The following is a 21,434-nucleotide window of genomic DNA, read 5'->3' on the forward strand; positions in this document are numbered from 1 at the left end:
GAAAGGGGTCATTGCGCGTCCGGCGCGGCCGGCAGCACGAGCAGATGGCGCGGGTCGATCGCGATCCGCCGGGTGGCCGGCACGCGGCCTTCGCACAGCAGCGGGTCGGCCGAGCCGGCGGGAATGAAGTCGTAGCGTTGCGTCGCGCCGAAGTAGCGCACGTCGCCCGGCGCGCCGTCGATGCGGTTCACGCCGTGCGCCGGCGGATCGGCCTCCACGTGCTCGGGCCGCACCAGCACCTCGACCTCGGCGCCCGGCCGGTGCCCGCCGGTCTCGACGCGCAGCGTCGCGAACCGCACGTCGACCGTGTCGGGCGCGGTCACGCGGCCGCGCAGCAGCGTCGAATGCCCGACGAAGCGCGCGACCTGCGCGGACACAGGCCGCTCGTACAGGTCGCGCGGCGCGCCTACCTGCAGCACGCGCCCGCCGTCGACGATCGCGACGCGGTCGGCCATGCTCAGCGCCTCGTCCTGGTCGTGCGTGACGAGCAGCGTCGTCGCGCCGCACGCGCGCTGCAGCGCGCGAATCTCGTCGCGCAACTGATGGCGGATGCCGGCATCGAGCGCGGCCAGCGGCTCGTCGAGCAGCAGCAGCTTCGGCTCGATCACGAGCGCACGCGCGAGCGCGACACGCTGCTGCTGCCCGCCGGACAGCATCGCGATGCCGCGTTCCGCATGCGCCGCGAGGCCGACGCGCTCGAGCATGTCACGCGCGCGCTGCCGCCGCGCATCGGCCGTGACGCCGCGCATTTTCAGCCCGTACGCGACGTTGTCGGCCACCGACAGGTTCGGGAACAGCGCGTAGTGCTGGAACACCATGCCGACCTCGCGCCGCCACACCGGCACGCCGGCCATGTCGGCGCCGCCGATCGCGATGCGGCCGCTGCCGCCGTCGAGCAGGCCGGCCGCGAGCCGCAGCAGCGTGGACTTGCCGGACCCGCTGCGCCCCATCACCGCGAGCAGCTCGCCTTGCGCGGCGGACAGCGTGACGTCGTCGACGCCGTGTCGCGCGCCGGGGTACTGGAAACTGACGTGTTCGAACTCGAGACTCATGACGGACTCACTTCATACGTTGCACGGTGCCGACCGATACGAGCGTCGCGAGCACGGCGAGGACGAGCAGCACGACGGTCGCCGCGCATGCCATCCCCGACGCGCCGTAGAACGCCTGCAGTAGCACGATCGGATAGTTGCGATAGCGAAAGCCGGCGATCAGGTTCGAGATCTGGAATTCGCCGATCGACAGCGCGGCCACCATCACGAGCCCCGAGAACAGGCTGTGCCGCAGGTTCGGCAGCACGATCGTGACGAACTGGCGCAGCGGCGTCGCACCGAGCGTCGCCGCGCAAGCCTCGAGGCGCGCGAGCCCGAGGTGGCGCAGATCGCTGAGCAGCGTCTGCAGCAGGTACGGCAGCGTCAGCACCGCGTGGGCCCCGATCATCAGCGGCAGCGTGCCGAGCCACGGCAGCGTGTCGCCGCTGAAGATCGCGATATAGCCGAAGCCGAGCGTCAGCGCGGGCACGGCCACCGGCATCAGCATCACGACGCGCGTCGCCATGCCGCGCCCGGCCTGCGCACGGTGATGCAGCGCATACGCGAGCGGCAGGCCGACCGCGGCATTCAGCGCGCAACACGCCAGCGCCACCGTCAGGCTCACGCCGAATGCGCGGGTGAAGCTGCGATTTCCGGCGAGATCGGCGAACCAGTGCCAGGTGAAGCCGGTCGGCAGCAGCGTATTCGTCCACGACTGGCCGACCGAGCCGATCAGCAGCAGCGCGATCGGCAGCAACAGGTAGAGCCCGAACACCGCGACGAGCGCGTGCAGCAGGAAGCGTCCGGCACTCGGGCGTACCGGCCTGTTACGCGAAATCGGAACACCATCGGCCAGGGCCGGGGCGGTAGACGCAGGCATGAAAACACTCGCGGACAAGAGACGAAGACACCGCGCAACGCCCGCCGGGCGGGGCTGCCACGCGTTTTCTGGATGGCCGCAGTGTGCGGATCCGACATGGCATCGTCATGAAAAAAACGTACAAAGCCCGCATCGATCTGTGCGCCGAAGGAATAGTCGCGATGAAGCACCTGTATCCGAACGTCTCGGAACTGCACGCATTCACCTGTTCTGCGAAGTATCTGAACTTCTCCTACGCGGCCCGCGAACTGGGCCTGACGCCCAGCGCAGTCAGCCGGCAGATCGCGAATCTCGAGGCGCTGTTCGGTGTGAAGCTGTTCGTGCGCGAGGGGCGCAGCCTCGTGCTCACGCGTGCCGGGCAGGTGTACCACGCACGCGTCGCCGGCCCGCTGCGCGAGATCGGCAACGCGTCGATCGAACTGCTGAGCGCGCGCGAAAACGGCGACCTGCTGACGATCGCCAGCGTGCCGACGTTTACGACCAAGTGGCTCGTACCGCGGCTCTCGCGTTTCCTGGCCGTCGCGCCGGGCGTCACGCTGAGCTTTCGCCGCCATCTCGCGCACGGCGACATCTTTCCGTTCGGGCTCGACGCGGCGATCCGCTACGGCGACGGGGCATGGGAAGGGGTGCGAAGCGATTACCTGGATGGGCGAACCTTCGTGCCGGTCTGTACGCGCGAATTCGGCGAGCGGCACGCGTTGCGCACGCCCGCCGACGCCGTCACGGCGCCGCGCCTCGTGCACGAGCAGGCGGAAATCGCGTGGTCCGCGTGGGCGGAACGCCATCGCGCCACGCAGATGAACGCGCTCGCCGGGCCGCGCTTCGAACAGTATTCGGTGCTGATCCAGGCGCGCAGGCGGGACTCGGGCTCGCGCTCGTGCCGCGCTTCCTGATCGCGGACAATCTCGCTGCCGGCACGCTCGTCGAGCCGTTCGATGCGCCCGTCGAGGTCGACGCGCAGGGGCACTACCTGTGCTACGCGCCGGAGCGCCTCGAGACGAGCGAAGCGTTGCGGCACTTCAGGGCATGGATGCTGGACGAATGCGCGCCGGCGTAAGCCGGCCCGCATTCGTCATGCGTCATGCGGCGGGACGCGCTCGGCCGCGCGTCCCGCCGTACCGGACACCGCCGGGCAGCGGGGTCCGGCAGCCGTCGTCAGTGCCGATCGATACCGAGCCCCGGCAGCACGCCGGTATTCTCGGCCACCACCGCATGCAGCAGGCGCGGGTTCGCGCCGAGCAGCCCGAGGATCGTCGGCGCGACCTGTTTCGTGCCGACCGTGTCGGTCACCGTGCGTGCGCGATGCAGGCCCGGATACGACACGAGCAGGCCGAGGTGGCTGTCGTCCGGCGCGTTGCCGCCGTGCTCCTCGTCCTTCTTCGTGCTCGACGTGTAGATCACGCCCGGATTCGGCTGGACGACGATGTCCGGCGTGCGGCCGTTGGCCGGATCGCCGAAGCGGTCAGCAAGCGCCGCGCCGTACAGGATGTAGGCCTGCGAGCCGTCCGCGCAGATCCCCGGCGCGTTGCAGCTGAGGTTCGCCTTCAGCGTCTGCACCACGGCCGTGCGCTGGTTGCGGTCGCGCAGCCAGATCAGGCCGACGTCGTCGGTCTGCACGAAGCCCGTGTCGACCAGGCCGGAGCCGTCGTTCAGGTTGCCCGTCTTCGTGTTGTTCTGGCCGAAGTTGCCGTTCGGGTCGACGTAGTTGTTCGCTTCGAGCAGCTTCGTCAGCGTGTCGCCGTTCTTCACGAGCTTCGTGCGATCGGTCGGCGACTGGCCATGCTTCGCCGTGACGATCACGGCCGTCGACGCATACAGGTTCGCCTGCTTCAGCGCCGCGACGATATGGCCGATCGAGTTGTCGACGTACGTGATCGCGTTCGCGACCTGGCCGTTCGGCGTGAAGTTCGCATCGAGATAGCCGCCGCCCTTCGCGACCGGCGCCTTCTGCGCGACGCTGAGCGTCTGGAAGTTGCCGCCGAACAGCGTCGGCACCGGTGCGCTCTTCGTGCCCGTCGAGTCACGTCCGTTGATCTGGTTGATCAGCGCCTGCACGTGCAGGTTGTCGAACTGCGCGGTATGCGAATAGACGTCGGTGTAGTCCGTCTTCGTCACCGGGTCGATCGAGTTGATCTCGGTGCGCATCAGATCGTCGACGCCGGTGCCCGACGGCCCGTTCAGCCAGTCGTAGCCCCACGCGTGCTTGTCGGCCCATGCGGTGGTCGCGTTCGGGATGCCGGCCTTCACGGCCTCGAACACGGTGTTGGTCTTCACGTAGTTGTGCGGATAGACCGGCACGCACTTGCCGTTGACCTTCGCGTTCGGGATCGCCTGCGGGTTGAACGCGCCGCCGCCGTCGAGGTGGACGAGCGCGCCGCCGTTCTGGGCATCGATGCCGGTCGTCTCGTCGAACACGACGTTCCAGCCCTGCTTGCCCGAGCAGCTCGTGTCGCCCGGCGCGTACAGGTTGCGGTCGTACGACACGTCGTAGAACAGGCCGGCCGTCTTCGGCGAGCCGCCTGTCACGAGCGCGGCGAGGCCCGGGAACGAATCCGACAGGCCCGGCGTATAGGCATTCGTGTACGTCACGCCGCTCTTCGCGAGCACCGCGATGTTCGGGCACGTGTTCGCGCCGATGCAGCGCGCGAGATCCTGCTCGTGCAGGCCGTCGACGCTGATCAGAAGCACGTGCTTCACGACGCGGCTCGCGTGGCCGCGATCCTCGCCCTGACTGTCGCCGTCCTGCTGCGCCGCGTGCGCACCCGCACCGGCGAGCACCAGCGCGCCCGCCACCACCGCCACCACCTTCCGCTGCTTACCAAGGAAAGACATGATCACCCCACCTCTTCGATTGACGTTGAACTGCGTGACTTGCCATCAGGCGCGCAAGAATATGGGCGCGTCGTGGGTCGCTCGCATGAAGCGGGGCTTTCTGTTTTCTATCAAACGTAACCAATCGCAAGTGACACGAATCGGTCGCAAAGCAAGGTGGCCTGGCGCACGTTGCGACGGGGCGCGCTCACCTGCCGGCACTACACCGGTGCATCGGTCAAACCGCCGGCAGCGTCATCGGCCGCACGATTTTTTTCCGGCTTGGCGCGCGACTATTGGTGTGTGATAAAGGGTTTTCCCTGACCCGGAGCACGAGTATGTCGACCCTGGAAGCCCTCCGGTTCGTGCTGGACGATGCACGCACCCCCGAAATCATTCGCCATCACGTCGTCGACGCGTTGCAGTACGCGTTGCGCAACTACGGACAGGTGTTCACCGCGAAGGAAGTCGAATGGCTGGCGCAGTGGGACGACGCGCGTCTGCCGCTGGCTGCCAAGAAGGAGTTGGGCAAGCGCGAGGAACCGGCGATCGCCGCGCGCTGAAAAAAACGCGCCGCCGCGCCCGAACGGATGAACGGACGCGGCGGCGGATGGCTCGCTTACTGCAGGCCGAAGTCGACGCGGGTGGTCGCGCCCTTGTCCTCGATGCCCTTCGCATCGAGCTTCGGCGCGACGACGAACACGCGGCTCGAATCGATCTTCCCGTCGAGGTATTGACGCACGGCCTGCGCGCGCTGCTGCGCGAGCGCACGCAGCGCGTTGTCGTCGGCCGGCGCATGGTCGGCGAGCGCCTTCTTCATGTCGGCGTCGGGCAGCGTCTTCTGCAGGCCGATCACGTTGCGCGGCTTCTTGAAGTCGGCGGCCTTGTACGCGCGCGTCAGGTACTTGCTGTACTCGGCCGGCTCGACCTTCACCGACATCGGGTCGATGCTCTCGCCCTGCCCGACCACGTCCTTCAGCTTCTGCTGGCGCACGAGCCGATCGACGTACGCGTCGCCGAGCCCCGACGTGTCCTTCGCCGGATCGACGCGGCCGATCAGGTCGAGGCGGATCGACGGCTTCTCGGTCAGCATCTTCACGACGGTGTCGAGCTTCTTCTGCTGCGCGTCGTCGAGCTGATACGAGCCCGGCGCGAATTCGACGTAGCCGAGATCCTCGCCGCCGCCGCCGAACGCATGCGCGAGCAGCGAGAACGGCGACGTGACGGCCTTCGCGATCAGGTTCAGCACCGCGCGCCAGATCAGCCCGCCGACGCTGAACTCCGGATTCGACAGCGAGCCCGACACCGGCAGGTTCACGTCGATCTGGCCGCGCGTGTTCTTCAGCAGCGAGATCGCGAGCTTCACCGGCAGCCGGGTCGCCGTGTCGTTCTCCACATGGTCGCCGAACGTGAGCTGGTCGATGAAGATGTGGTTGTTCGCCTTCAGCTGGTCGTTCGCCAGCTCGTAATGCAGGTCGACGTTGAGCTTGCCCTTCGTGATCGGGTAGCCCGCGTACTTCGCCGAGTACGGCGTCAGGTTGGTCAGCTCGATGTCGTGCGCGGTCGCGGTGAGGTCGAGCGCCGGCTTCTCGATCAGCGGGTTCACCGAACCCTTGATCGAGATCGGCCCGTTGCCCGCGAGATTCGCGGCCACGTCGACCGGCGCGGACGTCGTCGAATCCGTGCCGAACGCGCCGACCGTGCCCTTGATCGCGACGAGATTCGCCGTGTAGTTCGGCTTGATGAAGTTGTCGGTGTACGTCACGCGGCCGTTCTGCAGCAGCAACTCGCCGAAATGCATGCGCACCGGGTTCTGCGGCGGCGGCGCGGCCTTCACGACCACCGTCGCCGAGGCGGCGGCCGGCACGGACGCCTGCTGCGCGGCCGCGGCCGACGCCGCCTGGGCGGCGGCCGGCGGCGTCATGCCCGGCGACAGCGGCACCGGTTCGCCCTTGCTCGCGTCACGCGTGAGCGACTGCGCGGGGCCCGTTTCCTTCGCGACCACGTCCTTCAGGTTCAAACGCCCCTGCGCGTCGAGCAGCACGCGGCCGTAGAAGTTCGAGAACGTCACGCGCGCGGCATCGACGTCGGTGCCCTTCTCGTCGTAGTTCGCCTTCAGGTTCGTCAGCGCGAGCGAGCGCCAGCCCGCGAACGGGTCGGAGGTCGCCTTGTCGAGCATCCGCACGTCGACCAGCGCGACATCGCCGCGATAGGTCGCGCGCGGCGCGCCCTTCACCTGCGCGAACGTCAGGTTGCCTTGCGCGTTGAGCAGCGCACTGGCGATCGTCGCGTTCAGCGCGCTGCCGAAATACGGCTCGAACGCGGCCGCGTCGAGACGGTTGCCGTTGATCTTCAGGCCGAGCTTCAGCGGCTGCGCGGTCACGTCGCCCGTCACGTTCAGCGAACCCTTGCGGTTCAGCGTCGCCTTCAGCTGCACGGGCAGCGGCTTGGTCAGGTCGTCGCTGATCTTCTGCACCGCCAGGTCCAGCGGCTTGATCGCCAGCTTCACCGGGCGCGGCGTCGACAGGTCGGTGAAGTTCGCGGACGAATCCTTCACGTTCAGCGCGTCGATCCGGTAATGCCACGACGGCGCGGCGGCCTCGGCCTTGCGCGCGACCGTGCGCTTCGGCACCGCGGCCTGCGCGGGTTCGGCCAGCGCCGCGAGGTCGATCTTGCCGTCCTTCAGGCGCTGCACGTCGAGCGCGAGCCCGCTGACGTCGACGCTGGCGATCTCCGCGATGCGCGTGGCCACGTCGACCTTCGCGATCTTCGCGCTCGCGTCGGGCAGCACGATCGCGGGCGCCTTCGCATCGGGCGTCGCGATCTTCAGCGACTTCAGGCTGACCGTGCTGTCGGCAACCTGCGCGGCGAGCGGCGTCTTGCCCCAGTCGGCCTTCGCGTTGACGGTCGCGCCGAGCGTGCCGTCGAGCACGCGCGCCCGCGTCGCCTCGCCGAGGTACGGCTGCAGCGCCGGCAGCGCGAGCGCGGCGACCGTCAGCTTGCTCTCGACCTGCTTCTCCGCGAGATTGAACGCGCCTTCGGCCGTCACGTCGCCGCCGCGCGACAGCGACGTCGACAGCGTGTATTTCGCGGGCGTCTTGCCCTGCATCGTGAAGCCGTCGAGCGTCGCGGCGAGCTTCGTAAGCGACAGCGCAGTCGGCGTCGCCGGCACGCGGTCGTCGACGTTGACCGTGCCGCCGTCGATCGCGAAATGGCGGATCGTCAGGTCGAGCGGCGGCGCCTCCTTCGTTGCGGCTTCGACCTTCGCGCCACTGGCGGTGGCTGCGACCGCGGCGGAAGCCCCGGTTGCGCCCGACGCCGCCGGCTTGCCCTCGGCGGCCTTCGAGGCGGCCGCCGGCTGCGCGGCGAGCTTCTCGACGTTCAGCACGCCCTGCTTGTCGCGCGCCAGGTCGACCACCGGCTGGTCGATCCGGATCTCGTCGAAGTGCATCGCGTTGCGCAGCGGCTCGAGGCTGGCCGCCGCGACGTGCACGCCGCGCGCGGCGAACAGCGGCGCGGACGCATGGTCGGTCACCTTCGCGTCCTTCAGGTCGACGGTGCCCGACACGCGCAGCGCGGGCGTCTCGCCGCTCATCACGAAGTTGACCGCGAGGTCGCTGCTCAAGAGGCCGCTCGTCACGGCCACCGGCAGCTTCGCCGGCACGTACGAGATCAGCTTCGGCACGTCGAGGCCGTCGAATTTCAGCGCGATCTCCGATTCGCGCGACTGCGCGAACGGCTTGGTCTTGCCGTCGATCGCGATCGGGCTGCCGTCGAAGCGCGCGCGCAGCTTCGGCTCGACGAAGATGTCGGTCTTCGACGCCAGCGTCGCGATGTACGGGATGCCGAGCGTCCAGTTGTCGACGACGTGCTTTTCGTTCAGCAGACGGTCGTCGAAATCGATCCGGCCGTTGTTGACCTGGATGTTCGACACCGAGAACTGCGTCGGCTTGCTTTCGGGTTTCGGCGACGGCGTCGAGAACTTCTCGATCAGGTCGGTGAAGTTGAAGCGCTGCGCGTCGTAGCGGACGATATGAAAGCGCGGCGAGTCGAGGCGCACTTCATTGACGATCGGCGCGCCGCGAAACAGCGACGACCACGACGGCCGCACGACGAGCTTCGCGATGTCGACGAAGTCGCCCTGGCCGCCTTTGTCGCCGAGATGGATGCCGTCGGCTTCGAGGTTCAGCGTGTAGGGGTTCAGCGCGATGCGCTGGATCGTGGCGGGCCGGTCGAGCTGCTTGCTCAACTGCTGTTCGGCGATATGGCGGATCAGCGGCGGCGCCGCGAAGAACCCGAGCAGTCCGAATAAAACGATGAAGATCAGCAGGCCGATGCCGATGCGCCGGGCCCGGCGCGAGCGTGTAACGCCACCGAGGGCATGGAGGGTCGAGGGTACGGTTTCTTTGTCTGCGCTTGCCATGCTTGAATGCCTCGGGATGGAATGCCGGGCCGCGCCGGAGAACCGGGCGGCCGCGCACGCTATCCCGAAAGTATAGGCTCAGGAGGTGACGGTACGTGGTTCGGGCGCCGTCGCGCCCGCCGGTCGGACAACGCCGCCGGTCATCCGTTCATTTCCGGACGATGACGGGCGGCATCCACGACCCGTCGCTCGCCTGCGGCTTCGGCGCGTACAGGCGCAATGCGAGTGCGAAATCGGCGCGCGGCGCCGGCAGCCAGTTGGCCGCATGCGTGCCGCCCGGCGACGCCGACACGACGATGTCGATCGAGCCGTCGTGGTTGCGGCGCAACCGGTCGCGATCGCCGAGCGAGCGACGCGCCGACCCGACGTCGGGCAGCGCGCCGTTGGTCGAATAGGGTGTGAGCGTCCAGAACGCGCGCACCGGCGGCAGCGCGCCCGGCGCGAAATGCAGCACGTAGCGGTTCGCGCCGTTCAGCGGATGCCCGTCGCTGTCGACGCGGACGACCGCGAGCGTTTCGTCGTCGCGCGTCGCGGTGCCGAACTGCGTGTAGGCCGCGTACGCGCGCAGCGTGTAGTCCTGGCCGTACTTGCCGGCCGTATCGCCGATCCAGCTCCAGCCGTTCGCGTTCAGCAGGTTCGACGGCGGGGTCGAGAGCCGCGCGCGCGCCTCGGCGACGCCGGCCGTCGCGGCCGCGAGGCGGTCGCCCGTCCACAGCACCGGGTAGCCAGCCGACACGCCGATGTCGCCGAGCAGTTCCTGTGCGTGCGCATCGTCGGCCGGCGCCGGGTTGTCCTGCAGCGCCTGCGCGAAGCGCGTGAAGAACGCCTTCGGATCGAGTGCGGCCACCTGCTCGGCCGGCGTGCCGCCGCCCACCGCTTCGGACGGCGCGCTGCCCGCATGCACCGCGACCGACGCGCCGCGCGCCGCGCCCGTGTAGACGGACAGCGGCACCACGCGGATCGCGCGCTGCAGTTTCTTCACGTTCGTCAGGTCGCGCCCGCCGCTCGTCTGCAGCCGGACTTCGAGCCACGCATTGGCCGACGGCACGTCGATCCGGACCGCGCCCTTCGGCAGCGTGCCCTGCCAGTCCTTCGCGGCGAAGGCAATCGTTTGCGATCGCGCGCCGCCGCGTGCCCCGCGTGCGGCCACGCTCGACGACGACCACAGCACGTTCGTCCACATGTCGAGTGCGCGCGCATCCCAGTAGCGGCCGCGCGTGTCGGGCAACGTGACGATCACGGGTTCGGTCGCGACGTCGAGCCAGCCGGTCGAGTCGAGCGTGTCGACGCCCGGCAGCGGTGGATTGACCGCGCCGACGGGCGGCAGCGCCTGCGCATGGCGCAGCGTGTTGAGCGGCGCCTGCCCCGGTTGCGCGCCGTCGCCGCCCGTCGCCGCTTCCTTCGCGACGTCCATCAGCACGAGCGGATACGCGTAGACATAGGAGTCGGCGACTTCCGCGCGCATCCAGCCGGTTTTCCGCTGGATGGCGTCCGGTTGCGACGCGCACCCCGCTAGCAACGCCATGATGGCGAGCGACGCGCACGCGCGCCGCAGAGAAACTGATTCCTGCTGGTTTTCAATCATCGATTACTGGCCGAATATCGTTCTTTTCAGTCAACGCCTTGTTCGACTTGCGAATGGCGAAAGCAAGGCACCCCAGCCTGCCCGGACAACCGTCTCGCTACGGTTCATAACGGTGGGCGCTGATGTCAGGCCGGTATCATAGCGCCTCAGGGCATCCCCCAATATGCCGATTAGCGGGTGGCGCGTATCCGCGGGCTGACCGGTCCCAAATGTTTCGCCGGATCTTCAGGAAAATTGGGGCGGTATCGAGGCGGTTTCGGCCGGCTTCGGACCGGTCTCAGTAGCGATTGAGTTGCCATCTGGATTGACAGATGGTGTCACTATTGACACCATTCAGCATGGCAAGCGATTGGAAGATCCTCGAACAAATGAGGCGCGAGCCCGCGAATGTGCGATTCGGCGATCTGTTCAAGGTCTGCGAGGCACACTTCGGCCAGGCCCGCCAATCCGGTTCGAGCCACGCCATTTTCAAGACACCGTGGCAAGGCGATCCTCGAGTGAATATCCAGAACGATCGCGGGAAAGCCAAGGCCTATCAGGTGCGGCAGGTTCTCGACGCGATCGACCGACTGAAGGAACAGAAATCATGACTCAAGACCACTTTACGTACCGCGTAACGTGGTCCCCGGAGGACGGGGAGCACGTCGGCCTGTGCGCGGAGTTCCCGTCTCTTTCGTGGCTCGACGCGACGCCGGAAGGCGCGCTCGCCGGCATCCGCCGGCTCGTTGCCGATGTCGTGCGCGACATGGCCGCGAACGGCGAAAAGGTGCCCGAACCGATCGCCGACCGAACCTATAGCGGTGAATTCAAGGTCCGCATCCCGCCGCAGGCTCACCGCGCGCTGGTGATCCAGGCCGCCGAACAAGGCGTCAGCCTGAACCGTCTCGCCAGCGCCAAGCTCTGCGCGTAACCACGCGATCGCGTGCAAGCACGGGACGCCCGGCTTTCCTCGCGGAAGCCGGGCGTTCGCTTTTTCAGGGCCGTGGCACCCTGTGAACAGGGATGCCTTGAGCCGATCCGCCCCCCTTGCATCGCAAGCATCACGTTCCCCTTGACCTTACCATTATGGGAATGTTGATACTGGGATCATTGGCGGCATGAGCCGCGCATTCAGGGAATCCGACATGACTGAATCACTTGCCTCCGCAGCGCTGCATACGACCGAGCTGAGCATTGACGGCATGCATTGCGGCGGCTGTACGGGCCGCGTGCAACAGGCGTTGGCCGCGGTGCTGGGCGTCGTCGACGCGGCGGTTGACCTCGACACGCACACGGCGACTGTGACTGCGCACGATACGGTCGAAGCCGCGCAGCTCGTCGAGGCGGTCGACGCAGCCGGCTACCGCGCCACCGTGCGCGCCCCGCTGCTCGAAGACGCCGCGGCGCCGCATGCCCATCCTGTCGAAGCATCGCCCGCACCGCTGGCCGCAGCCGCTTCCACGACCCGCCACCCGCTTCCGGCCGACAGCACCACCATCGAACTCGATATCGACGGGATGACCTGCGCATCGTGCGTGTCGCGCGTCGAAAAAGCGCTGGCGAAGGTGCCGGGCGTCACGCGCGCGTCGGTCAACCTCGCGACCGAACGGGCCACCGTCGATGCCGCGGCGAACGTTTCCGCCGCGCAACTGGTGGACACCGTGAAGCAGGCCGGCTACGGCGCGACGCCGACGGTAACGGATGCCGGCGTCGCCGCGTTCGCGCCTTCGCTGCCTGCCGCGCCCGCCAGCATCGAACTCGACATCGACGGGATGACGTGCGCGTCCTGCGTGTCGCGTGTCGAAAAAGCGCTGGCGAAGGTGCCGGGCGTCACGCGCGCGTCGGTCAATCTCGCGACCGAACGGGCTACCGTCGACGCCGCGCCCGATGTAACCGCCGCCCGGCTCGCCGAAGCCGTGAAACAAGCCGGTTATGGCGCGACGCCGGTAGCCGGCGCCGCGATCCCGCCGGCAGCCGCCATCGCCCCCGCCGATCTCGAACTCGACATCGGCGGGATGACCTGCGCATCGTGCGCCGGCCGCGTCGAAAAGGCGCTGGCCGCCGTGCCGGGCGTCGCGCGCGCTTCCGTCAACCTCGCGACCGAGCGTGCGTCGGTGCACGGCGCTGGCGCGCTCGACGCCGTGACGCTGATCGCGGCCGTCACCACAGCCGGCTACCGCGCGTCGCTCTCCGCCGCCTCATCAGCCGGCGCCACCGTCGGGGCTGACGCGCAACCGGGCAGCCCCGCGCAAGACCCCGACACCCGCAAGCACCTCGAAGCGATTCGCGAACGCGATCTCGTGATCTGGTCCGCCGTCCTAAGCGCGCCCCTTGTCGCACCGATGCTCGTCGCGCCGTTCGGCATCGACCTGATGCTGCCCGGCTGGCTCCAGCTCATGCTCGCGTCGATCGTCCAGTTCGGCTACGGCGCGCGCTTCTATCGCGCGGCCTGGCATGCGGTGAAGGCACGCACCGGCAACATGGACCTGCTCGTCGCGCTCGGCACGTCGGCCGCGTACGGGCTGAGCCTGTGGATGCTGCTGCGCGACCCCCTGCATCCCGGCCACCTGTATTTCGAGGCGTCGGCCGTCATCGTCACGCTGGTGCGCTTCGGCAAGTGGCTCGAATCGCGCGCGAAGCGCCAGACCACCGACGCGATCCGCGCGCTGAACGCGCTGCGTCCCGACCGCGCGCGCGTCGTCGAGCACGGCGTCGAGCGCGACGTGCCGCTGGCGCAGGTACGCGTCGGCACCCGCGTCAGCATCCGTCCCGGTGAGCGCGTGCCCGTCGACGGCCGGATCGTGTCGGGCCGCTCGCACATCGACGAATCGCTGATCACCGGCGAAAGCCTGCCCGTGCCGAAGGACGACGGCGACCCCGTCACGGCCGGCTCGATCAACGGCGAAGGCGCGCTCGTCGTCGAAACCACCGCGATCGGCGCGGAGACGACGCTCGCGCGCATCATCCGCCTCGTCGAATCCGCGCAGGCCGAGAAGGCGCCGATCCAGCGGCTCGTCGATCGCGTGAGCGAGGTGTTCGTGCCGGCGATCCTCGGCATCGCGTTGCTGACGCTGGTCGGCTGGCTGATCGCGGGCGCCGGCACCGAAACCGCGATCCTCAACGCGGTCGCGGTGCTCGTCATCGCGTGCCCGTGCGCGCTCGGCCTCGCGACGCCCGCCGCGATCATGGCCGGCACGGGCGTCGCGGCCCGGCACGGCGTGCTGATCAAGGATGCGCAGGCGCTCGAACTCGCGCAGCGCACGACCGTGATTGCGTTCGACAAGACCGGTACGCTGACCGAAGGCAAGCCGTCCGTGACCGCGTTCGAAGCGGTCGACGTGCCGCATGACGAAGCGCTCGCGCTCGCGGCGGCGGTGCAGCGCCAGAGCGACCATCCGCTCGCGCGCGCCGTGGTCGCCGCGCACGAAGCCGACATCGCCGCACGCGGCGGTGCGGTGTCGTCGCCCGTCGCCGCCGATGCGCGTGCGGTGGCCGGACGCGGCGTGGAAGCACGTGTCGGCGGGCAGTTGCTCGCGCTCGGCAGTACGCGCTGGCGCGACGAGCTCGGCATCGCGGCGCCGCCCGCGCTCGACGCGCGCGCGGCGGAACTCGAGCGCGCGGGCAACACGATCTCGTGGCTGATGCGCGCCGACGCGCCGCGCGCGTTGCTCGCGCTGATCGCTTTCGGCGACACCGTGAAGCCGGGTGCCCGCGACGCGATCGCGGCGCTGTCGGCGCGCGGCGTCGCGAGCGTACTCGTGACGGGCGACAACCGCGGCAGCGCGGCTGCCGTCGCGGCGTCGCTCGGGATCGGCGAGGTTCATGCGCAGGTGCTGCCCGACGACAAGGCGCGCGTCGTCGCCGAGCTGAAGCGCACGCACGGCGGGATCGTCGCGATGGTCGGCGACGGGATCAACGATGCGCCCGCGCTCGCGGCGGCCGATGTCGGCATCGCGATGGCGACCGGCACGGACGTCGCGATGCACACGGCCGGCATCACGCTGATGCGCGGCGACCCGGCGCTCGTCGCGGACGCAATCGACATCTCCCGACGCACGTACCGGAAGATCCAGCAGAACCTGTTCTGGGCGTTCGTCTACAACCTGGTCGGCGTGCCGCTCGCGGCGCTCGGCTTGCTGAATCCGGTGATCGCGGGCGCGGCGATGGCGTTTTCGAGCGTCAGCGTCGTGACCAACGCGTTGCTGTTGCGGAGATGGAAGGGACGCGCGCGGTGATGTGTGCCGGTGATGTGTGCCGAACGGCCGGATGGCCGTTCGGCGCTTGGCGCTTGGCGCTTGGCGCTTGGCGCTTGGCGCTTGGCGCTTGGCGCTTGGCGCTTGGCGCTTGGCGCTTGGCGCTTGGCGCTTGGCGAACAGGAAGGATCGTGAGGTCGGCCGGCATTGGCCGATCGCGGCGGGGCGAACCGCCAGCACACGACGACGCGGCGCCGGCCGGTGGCTTCAGTCCGAAATGACTGGCTTGATCAAGGTCGTCGTGATCGGCGCGAAGCCGCACGCACGATACAGCGCGCGGGCCGCCGCGTTGTGATTGAACACCGACAGCCCGATCTCGGTGACGCCGTACCGGCGTGCCTCGGCATCGAGCGCCTCGAGCGTACGCGTGGCCCAGCCCTGGCGGCGCCGGGACGGGGCGATGTCGAGGTCGTAGATGAACAGCGTGCGGTTCGGCCCTTCAGGCACGATCGCATACCAGAGGTCGCCCACCGCGTCGCCGCTGGCGCCGTCGATGAGCACGACGAGGGTCTGGCCGGAGGTACGCAGGCCGTCCGGCAGCAGCGTGTCGAAACAGGCGCGCGCACGGCTGGCCGCGTCTTCGACAGCATTTTGTCCGGATGAAACGAGATCGCTCGCGTAGCCGTCGATGGCTCGCGTGCGGTACGCGTGGAATTCGCTGGCCGTCATTGGCCGCATCTGCAGCATGGCGCGGTCACCGTGAACGGAATCGGACTTCCAGTGTAGCGGGACGGTCGCGCCGGCGCGCGATGCAGCGGCGGAAAGCGGACAGGCAGGTGCGGCAGGCGCCGCGCTGACAGCGAATCAGCGAATCAGCGAATCAGCGAATCAGCGAATCAGCGAATCAGCGAATCAGCGACGGTACAGGACGATCGGCACGAGGTGCGCACGACGCACGCGCTCGGCTTCGGCACGACGCGCAGCGTACGAGTATTCGGCATCGAGCGGCAGGTGCGGGGACACGAAAAGGTCGTCGATCTTTTGCAGCAGGGCGAGGATGAAGCTCATGTGAGACTCCTGACAGATGTGGCTAGGGTTTTCCCTTAGATGGACTTCATTCTAAGGGTTTTCCCTGAACTCTGCCAGCGCACCGCATCAGTTTGCCGCATGCGCGCGACGGCGGATCGCCGGTACATCACGGCGATCCTTGCTCGGTCGGGCTTCCAGGATAGGGTCGAAACGATTAACGCGTGCGGCGAGCGCGCTTCGCGACGGCCGCTTCGCGGTTCGCGTTGCGCTGAAGCCGGTCGACTTGCGACAGAAGCGCTTCGTGATGCTCTTCGAGCGTCATCAGCGTTGCCTGCTGCGTCGACAGATCGGCCGCGAGGCGGTCGATCCGCTGCTGCTTCGTGGCGACGTCCTGCTTCAGGTGCGCGATCTGCCGCGTCTGCATCACCAGCGCGACGAGCCCGGCCAGCACGACGACGGCCAACGCCAGCAGCAGGCGGTTGACGCGACGCATCTCGCGATCGGCGGTGCGCGTCAGACCGTCCACATCGGCCTGCAGGGCGGCCAGCCTGTCGGTCAGCGGGCGCAGGTGCGTATCCGGATCGAACGCCGGCGCGGCCGGTTGCGTGCGCTCCGCCGACGGCTTCGTGACAAAGGAGGCAGCGGAAGCCAGCGGCTGGGTGACCGGGGATACGGTGGCGTCGGCCCGCGGCGCGGCGTCATGGGCCTTCGCGGTGTTGGCGGTGTTGGCGGTGTTGGCGGTGTTGGCGGTGTTGGCGGTGTTGGCCGTGTTCGCGGCGATCACCGGCTTGGCCGGCTGCGCCGACGTCTGCGGCTCGACCGTCGTCACCGGGCTCGCCCCGGCCGCGTCCGGCGCCGAGTCGACGCTCGACACGACCGGCGCGGATTGCTCCGTTGTCGCTTCGCTTGCGCCGGCAGCCGTCCGGCGTTTGCCACCTGACGACGCACGGCGTTCCTTCGCGGCGTCACCGGAGGATCGCCCTTCGCGGGATTTAACGGCGGCAGCAGCAACAACAGCCTTCTCGACTTCGCCATCAGCCGCTTGAGATCCGGTCGCCTTCACCTCAGCACCCTCATCTGCTTGCAGCTTGGTCGCCGCCGTTGCGGCGCCATCGCCCGCAGGCCCGTCGGCGGCCTTCGATGCGACGCCATCGGCCAGGGGAATATCGACCGCCTGCATCGCAGCTGCGCCAGAAGCCGGCACGACGTCGACGTTTGCGTCACCACCACCTTCAGGCGACGCAACGCCATGCGCCACCGTCGCGTCTCCGGGCGTCACTGCACCTTCTGCCGCTTCCACATGTCCTGCCGCGGCCACCCCATCCGGCGCACCGAACCCGTCCAGCGCAGCCTGCCGCCCGGACGCCACATCGTCCGCGACATCGACCGCCGCCTCGGCTTGCGCGCCCGCTTCGTCACGCGCCGCGGCCGGCACACGCTCGCCCGGCTCGAGCACCGGATCGCCGAACAGGTCGAGCGTCCGTTCGTCTCGCGACGCGTCGCCGGCCGGCGCACTGCCGGACCGCACCGTCGCCCTCGCGGACGTACTGCCCGCGGCAGCAGCCGAGCGCGGGCGCGAACGGGCCGACGAACGATTGGAACGGGAGCGGGAGCGAGGCGAGGAAACGGATTCGGTCATGGAAATCGGATGGCGGGGCCCGCAAGCGCGGAACCGGATGTCGAACGGAATCGGTGGTCGGCCATTGTCGCATGCCCCGTCGCCGATTCCGCCTATTCGTCGCCCGACAACCCGTTGCCCTCTTCGAAACGCGTGACGCCCTTCAGCGCGCGCAGCTTGTCGCAGATCGCCTGGTATTCAAGTTCCGATACCCGCGCAAGCGCGATGCGCACCTCGTCGTGCTCGCCCGTGTCGTCGGCGCGCTGCACGATGAACTGCTTCACGCGTGCACTGTCCGGGCCGAGCGCCGCGTGCAGCGAATCGAAGTTCAGCGTGCCGCCCACGACCGTCAGCGCGAGCTGGCGCCGCTGGCGCACCGTGAAGTAGCGCCGCTCCAGCGGCTTGATGCCGGCCAGGATGATCAGGATGATGATCGTCGCCGAAATCGACGCGACGTAGAGCCCGCCGCCCACCGCGAGGCCGATCGCGGCGACCGACCACAGGCTCGCGGCCGTCGTCAGCCCGCGCACGATCTCGCCGCGCAGCAGGATCGAGCCCGCGCCGAGGAAGCCGATGCCCGATACGACCTGCGCGGCGATCCGCGACGGGTCGAGCACGATGTGCTCGCTGCTGCCGAGCACGTCGGCGAACCCGAACGCCGATACGATCATGATCAGCGTCGAACCGACGCAGACGAGCATGTGCGTCCGCAGGCCGGCCGCCCACGACAGACGCTCGCGCTCGAAGCCGATGACGCTGCCCAGCGCCGCCGCGAGGACGAGCCGCATCACGAGTTCCAGGTTGCTCAGCATGCGATTTATCTCCTTTTTTGGTGCCGGCCGTGCGGAATGTTTTATCCTTGGCCCCGGTCGCGCCGATCCTCCGGGCCGCGCCGACACGTTTCGAACCCAGCGCTCAACCCCGTCATGTCCGTTTCCGACTCCGCTTCCGCCCAGGCCGCCCAGCTGCGCCACCATTTCGCGCACGTCGTCTTGCCGATCTGGCGGGGTTCAGGGTTCGACCAGACATTACAGTTGCCGTTCGAAGCCGTCGATCCGGCCACCCACGCGCCGCTGCCCGTGACCCGTTATCGCGCGATGGCCTGCGCGCGGCAACTGTTCGTGTTCGCGCAGGCCGGCGACACCACGCACGCGGCCACGCTGTTCGACGCGCTCGGCCGCCACTTTCGCGACCCGCGCCACGGCGGCTGGCACTACAGCGTGGACGCGCAGGGCGCCCCGCTCGACACGACCAAGGATCTCTACACGCACGCCTTCATCGTGTTCGCGTGCGCCGCGTGGTATGCGGCGTCGGGCGACGCCGCCGCGCGCAAGACAGCCGAAGAGACCGCCGCGCTGATTCAGGACCGCTTCGCGCCGCACCGCGGCGACGCGCTGCTCGACGCGGCGCGCCACGCCGATTTCTCGTCATCCGGCAGCGGGGCGCTGCAGAATCCGCTGATGCACCTGACCGAAGCGTGGCTCGCGGCGGCCGCCGCATTCGGCGACACGGCGTTCGACGACGCGCTCGCGCGCACCGCGCAGGCCGTCGAGCGCACGTTCGTCGACGCGGCAACCGGCTGCGTGGCCGAGCTGCCGCTCGGCGCGGCCGACAACCGGTTCGAGCCCGGCCATCAGTTCGAATGGTTCTATCTGGTCGATGCGGCCGGCGCGCGGCTCGCGCAGACCGGGCTCCCCGGCGCGCTGGCGCGCGCATTCGTGTTCGCGGAGCAATACGGCGTCGATCCGCAGACGGGCGGGGTCTGCGCGGCGCTCGACGCGCAAGGCGCGTGCATCGACGGCACGCAGCGGATCTGGGCGCAGACCGAGTACCTGCGCGCGCTCGCGACGCACGGCGGCACGCCGGCCTCCGCGCCGCTCGCGCGGCAGATCGAACGCTTCGCCGCGCGCTTCCTGCATCCGCGCGGCTGGTTCGAGTGCAAGACGGCGGACGGGCAGGTGGCGCGCGCCGACATGCCGTCGACGACGCCCTACCACCTCGAGACCGCCTACGCGGCGCTGCCGGCCGGCGCGTAACCCGCGTCGTCGAACGACGGCGCCGCGCGCTCGCCGCGTGCGGCGCGGCCGTCGCCCAGTTCGAACACCGACACCGCCTGCATCAGGTGCGCGGTCTGGTCGTTCAGCGACGCGGCCGCCGCCGCGACCTCCTCCACCAGCGCCGCGTTCTGCTGCGTGAGCTGATCCATCTGCGTGACGGCCTGGTTCACCTGCTCGATCCCGACGCTCTGCTCGACCGACGCCGCCGTGATCTCGGACATCGTCTGCACGACGCGCGTGATCGACGCCGACACCGTCCGCATCGCATCGCCGGCGCGCTCGACGAGCTCCGCGCCGCCGTTGATCTGCGCGACCGAATCCTCGATCAGCGCCTTGATCTCCTTCGCCGATTGCGCGCTGCGCTGCGCGAGCGAGCGCACCTCACCCGCGACGACCGCGAAGCCGCGCCCCTGTTCGCCTGCGCGGGCGGCTTCCACGGCCGCGTTCAGCGCGAGGATGTTGGTCTGGAACGCGATGCCGTCGATCACCGAGATGATCTCCGCGATCCGCCCCGAGCTCTGCGCGATGCCGCGCATCCGGTCGATCACGCTATCGACCACGCCGCCGCCGTGGCTCGTCGCCTCGAGCGCCGCGTCGGCCAGCGCGCTCGCCGCACGCGCGCTGTCGGTGTTCTGCCGGACGGTCGCCGTCAGTTCCTCCATGCTCGCGGCCGTTTCCTCGAGCGACGCCGCCTGCGTGCCGGTGCGCGCCGACAGGTCGGCGTTGCCGCCCGCGATCTCGCCCGCGCCGAGGTGGATCGCGTCGGACGCCTGGCGCACCGTGCGCACGGTGCCCGCGATGCTCGTCTGCATCGTGGCGAGGCCGCGCAGCATCCGGTCGATCTCGAACACGCCCCCTGCCCGCACGACCTCGTCGAGCCGGCCCTGCGCGATCCGCTCGAAATGGCGGCCGGCTTCTTCCAGCGGCGCGACGACCGCGCGCCGCGCGGCCGCGTAGATCGCCGCGCTCGCCACGAGCATCGCCACCAGCAGCACGATGCCCACCGACTTGAACCAGAGCATGCCGCCGTCGATGGTGTCGAGCGCCGTGCGGCTCGATGCGCCGCCATAGTCGGTGAAGCGGCGCAACTCGGCGATATAGGCGTCCTGGATGCTCTGTGTCGGCTGGTCGAGGAAAGCCTGGATGTTGTCGGCGTCGAGGAACTGCACGAGTTCGCCGAGCGCGCCACGCAGCGCGCGATAGCGCTCGGTGAGCGCCGCGACGCGCGCGCGGTTGGCATCGTCGACCGGCTGCGCGGCCGTCAGCGCGGCGAACGCCTTGTCCGCTTCCGCGAGCGACGCGCCGGCATGGCGGATGATGTCTTCCGGCTTCGGGCCGCCGCGCACCATCCGCGTGCCTGCGCGTGACAGGTTGATGCGCGCGTCGAGCAACTGCTGGGTCGCCTGGCTGGCCGCCTCGACCTGCGTGATCGCGACGTTCGACAGATCGTCGACGCCGCTGCGCGTCGACTTGAGCGCCCAGAAGCCGAGCGCCTCGATCGCGAACAGGAAGACGCAAAACACGGTCAACACGCCGAGCAGACCCGACGCGAGCTTGATTTTTCCGAACATGGGGGAGATTCCTGGAAAGCGGACGATGAGGCAATGCCCCGGCATTAGCGGCATTTCTTCGTCCGACTTTAGGTGCGGACGGCAACGAAATTCACGTTGTCCGCGCATTCCAGCGGAATCCCCCGAAAACAGGGAAATCTACGGCATTCGACGCAATAATCGCGTCGCATCGCGCTGGAAATTGCGCGAAATGCGGACGAATTTCCTTGCTTATCGGCATCCCCCTTCCTAGAGTTCAGCGCAAGCGGGCACTCATT

General features: G+C 68.9%; 15 protein-coding genes and 1 pseudogene. 6 read left to right on the top strand and 10 right to left on the bottom strand.

The genetic code is table 11. The features are described from left to right. Positions 1 to 8 precede the first annotated feature (8 nt). Together CFB39_RS31185 and CFB39_RS31190 are read right to left on the bottom strand one after the other, a co-directional pair. Positions 9 to 1,052 carry an ABC transporter ATP-binding protein gene (locus CFB39_RS31185; protein ID WP_089475834.1) on the bottom strand — a complete coding sequence of 348 codons (1,044 nt, stop codon included), beginning with the start codon at positions 1,050 to 1,052 and terminating at the stop codon, positions 9 to 11. Between the two features lie 7 nt (positions 1,053 to 1,059). Beyond that, a complete protein-coding gene (locus CFB39_RS31190; RefSeq protein ID WP_089475835.1) occupies positions 1,060 to 1,911 on the bottom strand; it encodes an ABC transporter permease in 852 nt (283 codons plus the stop codon). 161 nt (positions 1,912 to 2,072) lie between these two features. Here CFB39_RS31190 and CFB39_RS31195 point away from each other — a divergent pair. Continuing rightward, positions 2,073 to 2,968, top strand: a pseudogene (locus CFB39_RS31195) (LysR substrate-binding domain-containing protein). A 98-nt stretch (positions 2,969 to 3,066) separates the two neighbouring features. On the opposite strand, the gene CFB39_RS31200 reads toward CFB39_RS31195, so the two are convergent. Continuing rightward, the gene (locus CFB39_RS31200) at positions 3,067 to 4,743 is read right to left on the bottom strand and encodes an alkaline phosphatase family protein (protein ID WP_373452752.1); all 1,677 of its coding nucleotides are present in this window, start codon (positions 4,741 to 4,743) and stop codon (positions 3,067 to 3,069) included. A 317-nt stretch (positions 4,744 to 5,060) separates the two neighbouring features. Here CFB39_RS31200 and CFB39_RS31205 point away from each other — a divergent pair, with 317 nt between their 5' ends. After that, positions 5,061 to 5,285, top strand: coding sequence for a hypothetical protein (locus CFB39_RS31205; protein ID WP_027790361.1), 225 nt, complete (start codon positions 5,061 to 5,063; stop codon positions 5,283 to 5,285). Positions 5,286 to 5,341: 56 nt separating this feature from the next. Here CFB39_RS31205 and CFB39_RS31210 read toward each other — a convergent pair whose 3' ends face one another. Both CFB39_RS31210 and CFB39_RS31215 read right to left on the bottom strand, forming a co-directional pair. Next, on the bottom strand, positions 5,342 to 9,145 hold the full coding sequence (locus CFB39_RS31210; protein WP_089475837.1) for a DUF748 domain-containing protein: 3,804 nt from the start codon (positions 9,143 to 9,145) through the stop codon (positions 5,342 to 5,344). Positions 9,146 to 9,293: 148 nt separating this feature from the next. Next, positions 9,294 to 10,730 carry a DUF1254 domain-containing protein gene (locus CFB39_RS31215; RefSeq protein WP_089428876.1) on the bottom strand — a complete coding sequence of 479 codons (1,437 nt, stop codon included), beginning with the start codon at positions 10,728 to 10,730 and terminating at the stop codon, positions 9,294 to 9,296. A gap of 311 nt (positions 10,731 to 11,041) precedes the next feature. Here CFB39_RS31215 and CFB39_RS31220 point away from each other — a divergent pair, with 311 nt between their 5' ends. The 3 genes from CFB39_RS31220 (at position 11,042) to CFB39_RS31230 (ending at position 14,944) form a co-directional block, all read left to right on the top strand. After that, positions 11,042 to 11,320: a toxin HicA gene (locus CFB39_RS31220; protein WP_206124945.1), complete on the top strand. Its 279-nt coding sequence runs from the start codon at positions 11,042 to 11,044 to the stop codon at positions 11,318 to 11,320. Continuing rightward, positions 11,317 to 11,640: a type II toxin-antitoxin system HicB family antitoxin gene (locus CFB39_RS31225; protein ID WP_089475838.1), complete on the top strand. Its 324-nt coding sequence runs from the start codon at positions 11,317 to 11,319 to the stop codon at positions 11,638 to 11,640. The genes CFB39_RS31220 and CFB39_RS31225 overlap by 4 nt, the downstream gene beginning before the upstream one ends. Before the next feature lie 214 nt (positions 11,641 to 11,854). Beyond that, positions 11,855 to 14,944, top strand: coding sequence for a heavy metal translocating P-type ATPase (locus tag CFB39_RS31230; RefSeq protein ID WP_089475839.1), 3,090 nt, complete (start codon positions 11,855 to 11,857; stop codon positions 14,942 to 14,944). Between the two features lie 225 nt (positions 14,945 to 15,169). On the opposite strand, the gene CFB39_RS31240 is transcribed toward CFB39_RS31230, so the two are convergent. The 4 genes from CFB39_RS31240 to CFB39_RS31250 form a co-directional block, all read right to left on the bottom strand. After that, the gene (locus tag CFB39_RS31240) at positions 15,170 to 15,649 is read right to left on the bottom strand and encodes a GNAT family N-acetyltransferase (protein WP_071333859.1); all 480 of its coding nucleotides are present in this window, start codon (positions 15,647 to 15,649) and stop codon (positions 15,170 to 15,172) included. A 165-nt stretch (positions 15,650 to 15,814) separates the two neighbouring features. Beyond that, positions 15,815 to 15,970: a hypothetical protein gene (locus CFB39_RS40390; protein ID WP_006481665.1), complete on the bottom strand. Its 156-nt coding sequence runs from the start codon at positions 15,968 to 15,970 to the stop codon at positions 15,815 to 15,817. 175 nt (positions 15,971 to 16,145) lie between these two features. After that, complete coding sequence (locus tag CFB39_RS31245; protein ID WP_089475841.1) at positions 16,146 to 17,570, bottom strand: flagellar hook-length control protein FliK; 1,425 nt, start codon at positions 17,568 to 17,570, stop codon at positions 16,146 to 16,148. 92 nt (positions 17,571 to 17,662) lie between these two features. Beyond that, positions 17,663 to 18,361, bottom strand: coding sequence for an MgtC/SapB family protein (locus tag CFB39_RS31250; RefSeq protein ID WP_046548701.1), 699 nt, complete (start codon positions 18,359 to 18,361; stop codon positions 17,663 to 17,665). Between the two features lie 114 nt (positions 18,362 to 18,475). Between CFB39_RS31250 and CFB39_RS31255 the strand changes: the two genes are divergently transcribed. Beyond that, positions 18,476 to 19,585, top strand: coding sequence for an AGE family epimerase/isomerase (locus CFB39_RS31255; protein ID WP_089433468.1), 1,110 nt, complete (start codon positions 18,476 to 18,478; stop codon positions 19,583 to 19,585). On the opposite strand, the gene CFB39_RS31260 is transcribed toward CFB39_RS31255, so the two are convergent. Beyond that, positions 19,558 to 21,177 (bottom strand): methyl-accepting chemotaxis protein, encoded by a 1,620-nt coding sequence (locus CFB39_RS31260; protein WP_089433469.1) that lies wholly within the window; start codon positions 21,175 to 21,177, stop codon positions 19,558 to 19,560. The two genes, CFB39_RS31255 and CFB39_RS31260, sit on opposite strands and share 28 nt — an antisense overlap. Positions 21,178 to 21,434 lie beyond the last annotated feature (257 nt).

It is taken from the genome of Burkholderia sp. AU6039, from assembly GCF_002223365.1.
In the GTDB taxonomy this organism is placed as follows: domain Bacteria; phylum Pseudomonadota; class Gammaproteobacteria; order Burkholderiales; family Burkholderiaceae; genus Burkholderia.